A 5,590-nucleotide genomic window follows, 5' to 3' on the forward strand; every position below is an offset into this window, starting at 1 on the left:
GCGCCCGGGCGGGAACGTGCCCCGGGCGGCCGTCCGCACCGGCCGGGGCCGGGCCGTCGGCGCGCGCCGGTAAGGTGCCGGGCATGCTCGTAGCCGCCGCTGTCTGCCCCGCCCCACCGCTGCTCGTCCCCGACGTGGCCGCGGGCGCCGCCGCCGAACTGGAGGCGCTGCGCGGGCACTGCCGCCGCGCGCTGGACGCCGTGGCCGAGGCGCGCCCCGACCGGCTGGTCGTGGTCGGCGGCGGCACCGCCGACGTCACCCGCTACCCGCAGGGCACCCCCGGATCCTTCCGCGGGTTCGGGGTCCCGCTGACGGTCCGGTTGCCCGGGGGTGACGACGGTGCGGCGGGCACGCTGCCCACCCCGCTGGCGGTCGCCGCCTGGCTCCTCGCCGACGCCCGCTGGAGCGCCACGCCCGTGACCGCCCTGGGGGTGCCGGACGACCTGCCCGCCGAGCGCTGCCTGGCACTGGGAGAGGAACTCGCCGCCGGCCCGACCCGGACCGCGCTGCTCCTCGCCGGTGGCGGCTCGAACTGCCGCACCCTCAAGGCGCCCGGCTACCTCGACGAGCGGGGAGAGCCCTTCGACGAGTCCGTCGCCCGTGCGCTCGCCGCTGCCGACCACCGCGCTCTCGCCGCTGTCGATCGCGAACTGGCGTCCGCCGTGGGCGCGGACGGCGCGGCCCCGTGGCAGGTGCTCGCCGGCGCAGCACGGCGGACGGCTCAGCCGTCCGGAACCGCCCCGGCGCCGCTCGCCGGCCGTCTGCTGCACCACGAGGCCCCCTATGGTGTCGGCTACCTGGTCGCCACCTGGGGCTGACCGCCGGGGCCGCGGCCGGGCCGCGGCGCCACGCGGAGCGCGTCCCCCGGGCAGCCGCGCCGCCCGCCGGTGCCGCGTGGTCTGGGAGACTGACGCGATGAGCAGCACACCCCGATCCCCGCAGGTCCAGGTCGTGGCGGTCGTCGGCCCCACCGCCGCAGGCAAGTCCGACCTGGGTGTCGAACTCGCCCGCCGTCTCGGGGGCGAGGTGATCAACACCGACTCCATGCAGCTCTACCGAGGGATGGACATCGGTACCGCGAAGCTGCCGGAGAGCGAACGCGGCGGCGTGCCGCACCACCTGCTCGACGTCTGGGACGTCCGGGAGACCGCGAGCGTCGCCGAGTACCAGCGGTTGGCGCGGGACCGCATCGAACTCCTGCTCGCCGAGGGCCGGGTACCGGTCCTCGTCGGCGGCTCCGGGCTCTACGTCCGGGCGGCGGTCGACCGACTGGAGTTCCCCGGCACCGACCCCGAGGTGCGTGCCGCCCTGGAGGCGGAGCTCGCCGCACGGGGCAGCGGTCACCTGCACCAACGGCTCGCAGACGCCGACCCGGCCGCCGCCGCCGCGATCCTCCCCAGCAACGGGCGCCGCATCGTCCGGGCGCTGGAGGTCATCGCCATCACCGGGGCACCGTTCACCGCCCAGCTGCCGGGCCCGGACGAGGACCAGAGCGTCTACCGCACGCTGCAGATCGGGGTGGACGTGGCGCGCCCCGAACTGGACGCACGGATCACGACCCGCGTCGACCGCATGTGGGAGGCGGGGTTCCCCGACGAGGTCCGGCGACTCGAACAGGCCGGGCTCCGCGAGGGGCGCACCGCCTCGCGGGCGCTCGGCTACCAGCAGCTGCTCGCCTCGTTCGCCGGCGAGCACGACGAGGCGACGGCCCGGGAGGAGACCGTCCGCACCACCCGCCGGTTCGCCCGCCGGCAGGACACCTGGTTCCGTCGGGACGGCCGTGTCCACTGGCTCAGCGGGGCAGCCGCCGATCGCGCGCAGCTCCCCGGCCTCGCCTGGGAACTGGTGGAGCGCGAGTTCGGCCGCTGACACGGCGCCCGGGCCGGCACGGCCCCGGAACCCGGGCCCCGCGCCGGGCCCGCGCGAGGTGGGGCGCGTGGTGGGGGCGCGAGGAGCGCGCCGCGCGCGGTCCGTCTCGCCACTCGAACGGACGGTCACATCATGGTCACGTGATGGCATCGGGACGCTCCAGGGGCCCTGTGGGAGAGCTGTGGCGTGCCATCATCGAACGTGCTACAGCCGTGAGACCGTACGTTGGGAGGGCGCGTGGCGATGGAGGCCGGCCCTCGGGACAGGGACGACGGCAGCCGGGCGCAGCCGCTGCGCACCGGCGCACTCGAACCCCTGCCGCTGCCCGATACCGTGCACCCCTCCGACCCCGGGTCCACCCGGCCGCCGGGCGAGGACGAGCAGGCGGAGCTGTACGAGGAGCTGCGCCCCCAGCGGCGGCTGCGCATCCTCCAGATGGCGCCGATCGTGGCGCTCAGCCTGCTGGGTTCCCTCATGTTCGCGTTCCCCCTCGCCTTCGCCTTCAGCGACAGCGGCGCGGTCGTCGCCATGCTGGGGTTGTTGATCGGGTCCAGCGCGGCCGGCTGGGGAGTCCTCGCCGCCCACCGCGTCGGTTACAGCTGGCCGGGGCTGCCGCCGCGGGACTCCGGTGCTCGGCCCAACTGGCGGATGCTGGCGCTCTACGCCGTCGGCCTGGCCCTCGTCGGCCTCTTCGCCGTCTGGCGCGTCGCCGGTCTGCGCTGACCGCTCCGCCCGCCCCGCGTCACCCGCTCACCTCCTGCCGCCCCCGCGGCTGCGCCCACCACGGCACGCGCCGTGAGTGCCCGAGGCGGGCCCGGGCCCCCGCAGGTCGTACGATCGTGCAGGTGAGCACCGCACTGGTAGGACTGCCCTTCCTCAAGGGACACGGCACCGAGAACGACTTCGTCATCCTTCCCGACCCCCTGGGCGACCTGTCGCTGTCACCCGCGGTGGTCGCCCGGCTCTGCGACCGCCGCGCCGGGGTCGGTGGCGACGGGCTGCTCCGGGTGGTGCGCTGCGACGCGCTGTCGGAAGGGCGGGCGCTCGCCGACCGGGCGACCTGGTTCATGGACTACCGGAACGCCGACGGCAGCGTCGCCGAGATGTGCGGCAACGGCGTGCGGGTCTTCGCCCGCTACCTGTGGCACGCGGGGCTGACCGACGACACCGAGATCGCGGTCGGGACCCGCGCGGGGGTGAGGACGGCGCGTCTCTCGGCCGACGACGGCGTCACCGTCGGGATGGGGCGTGCGGAACTGCCCTCGGGGCCCGGCGCGACGGCCGCGGTCACCGTCGGAGAGCGCACCTGGCCGGCGCTCCACGTCGACATGGGCAACCCGCACGCGGTCGCCTTCGTCGAGGACCTCGGCCATGCCGGGGCCCTGCTGGACGCCCCCGGCGTGGCTCCGGCCGCGGCCTATCCGCACGGCACCAACGTCGAGTTCGTGGTCGACCGCGGCCCGGCCCACGTCGCACTCCGGGTCCACGAGCGCGGCTCCGGCGAGACGCGCTCCTGTGGTACCGGCGCGTGCGCCGTCATGGTGGCCGCGGCCCGTCGCGACGGTCACGACCCCGTGGCCGACGGCCGTGCGGTCACCTACACCGTGGACGTGCCCGGCGGGCGGCTGCTCATCACCGAACGTGCCGACGGCATGGTGGAGATGACCGGACCGGCCGTGATCGTCGCCGAAGGGGTCATCGACCGCGCCTGGCTCGACCCGGCCGAGCTGGGCCGGTAGGCGCCGGCCGGCGCGAGCGGCGAACCGCCAGCGCCGCTCGGTACCGGCGCCCGCCGGCTCGCACCGGTCGGCTCGCACCGGTCGTGCAGCGGCGCGCCCCGGCACGACCAACTCCCCTCCCCAGTAAGCGTCCAATCCCGATCGGCGTCCGAACTCCCGTCGCCCGAAGGGGTGATCCCCACCCGTCAGCCACGCCCGGGTGCGGCGCTCCGTGCTGGGCTCGGTAGCATCAAGCACCGGCGCCACTGCGGGAGTCGGCGGGAGGTCCGTGCGGCGCCCCGAAGCGCCACGCACCGTCCCACCGCGGTCCACCAGCCCTGAGCCGGTCCACGACCAGGCCGCGGAGGTGCCCAGTGAGCGCAGAGACAGCCGGCAGCAGCCACGTACGTGAGCGGGTGCACCGAAGGGACGGCGGCAGACTCCGCCGACTGGGCCGCGCCGCCATGTTCGGTCCGTCGCGGGACGGCCTGCCCGACGCCATCGAGCACCTGGCACGCGCCCACCGCCGCCACCACCCGGGTGCCCCGCTGGACGCCCTGCGCCGCGCCTACGCCGTCGCGGAGCGCGCCCACCGCGGTCAGATGCGCAAGAGCGGCGACCCGTACATCACCCATCCCGTGGCCGTCACCCTGATCCTCGCCCAGCTGGGTGCGGAGACGACGACCCTGGTGGCCTCGCTGCTGCACGACACGGTCGAGGACACCGACGTGACGCTGGAACAGGTCCGTCGCGACTTCGGTGCGGAGGTCGGCTACCTCGTCGACGGCGTGACCAAGCTGGAGAAGGTCGAGTACGGCGCCGCCGCGGAGTCCGAGACGTTCCGCAAGATGCTGGTGGCGGCGGGGAGCGACGTCCGCGTCCTGTCGATCAAGCTGGCCGACCGGGTCCACAACATGCGGACGCTCGGCGTCATGCGGCCGGAGAAGCAGGCCCGGATCGCGCTCGTCACCCGCGAGGTGCTGATCATGCTGGCGGAGCGGCTGGGCGTCCAGGCGGTGAAGACCGAACTGGAGGACCTCGTCTTCGCCATCCTCCACCCCGAGGAACACGCCCGTGCCACCCGCCTGGTCCGGGAGCACGGCCGCATGCCCGATCCGCTGGCGCCGATCGCAGCCGCCGTGTCGGACACCCTCCGGGAGGCCGGTATCGAGGCGACGGTGCAGGTCAGGCCCCGCCACCTGCTGTCGGTGCACCGTGCCTCGGTGCGCCGTGGCGGTCTGGGCCCCTGCGACTTCGGGCGGCTGCTGATCGTCGTCGAGGAAGACGCCGACTGCTACGCGGCACTCGGCGAACTCCACACCTGCTTCACCCCGGTGGTCTCGGAGTTCAAGGACTTCGTCGCCGCCCCGAAGTTCAACCTGTACCAGTCGCTCCACACGGCGGTGACCGACCGGGAGGGCCGCGTCGCCGAGGTCCTGGTCCGGTCGCGGCGGATGCACCGGGTCGCCGAGGCCGGTGTGATCGCCCTCGGGGACCCGCACCGACCGGCCGAACAGAACGGGCCCGCCGGCGACGACGCCGAGCGCGCCGACCCCACCAGGCCGGGGTGGCTGTCCCGGCTGCTGGAGTGGCAGGCCCAGGCGCCGGATCCCGACACCTTCTGGGCGGAGCTCCGCGACGACCTGCGCCGCAACCGCGAGATCACCGTCTTCGCCGAGCAGCCCGGGACCGGGACGCTCCAGCTGCCCTCCGGGGCCAGCTGTGTCGACGCCGCGTACGCCCGGCACGGCGAGGCGGCCCACCGCTGCGTCGGTGCGCGGCTCAACGGCCGGCTCGTGACGCTCCGGACCACCCTGCGCGACGGCGACACCGTGCGGTTGCTCCTCGCACCGGAGGGCTCCTCGGAACCCTCCGGTGAGTGGTTGGAGTCCGCCGTCACCCCGGCCGCCCGGATCGCGATCCGGCGGGAGCTCACGGCCCGCCGCGAGCGGACCAGGCACGCCGTGACGCCGGGCGCCGCCGCCGGCGGCCCGCCCGCGGGG

5 protein-coding genes are annotated in these 5,590 nt (G+C 75.5%); all 5 read left to right on the forward strand.

What is annotated here, in order from left to right; translation table 11 throughout:
- Positions 1-83 precede the first annotated feature (83 nt).
- Positions 84-818, forward strand: coding sequence for a class III extradiol ring-cleavage dioxygenase family protein (locus HCJ92_RS21585; RefSeq protein WP_167935285.1), 735 nt, complete (start codon positions 84-86; stop codon positions 816-818).
- A gap of 97 nt (positions 819-915) precedes the next feature.
- A complete protein-coding gene (gene miaA, locus HCJ92_RS21590; protein ID WP_167935286.1) occupies positions 916-1,869 on the forward strand; it encodes a tRNA (adenosine(37)-N6)-dimethylallyltransferase MiaA in 954 nt (317 codons plus the stop codon).
- Between the two features lie 237 nt (positions 1,870-2,106).
- Entirely contained in the window at positions 2,107-2,592 is a 486-nt protein-coding gene (locus tag HCJ92_RS21595; RefSeq protein ID WP_420824755.1) for a hypothetical protein, read from the forward strand.
- Between the two features lie 122 nt (positions 2,593-2,714).
- Entirely contained in the window at positions 2,715-3,608 is an 894-nt protein-coding gene (gene dapF, locus HCJ92_RS21600) for a diaminopimelate epimerase (RefSeq protein ID WP_167935287.1), read from the forward strand.
- Positions 3,609-3,961: 353 nt separating this feature from the next.
- Positions 3,962-5,590, forward strand: a 1,629-nt coding sequence (locus HCJ92_RS21605) for a RelA/SpoT family protein (protein ID WP_338054307.1), incomplete at its 3' end; no start/stop codon positions are given.

The organism is Streptomyces spiramenti, assembly GCF_012034385.1.
GTDB lineage: Bacteria > Actinomycetota > Actinomycetes > Streptomycetales > Streptomycetaceae > Streptomyces > Streptomyces spiramenti.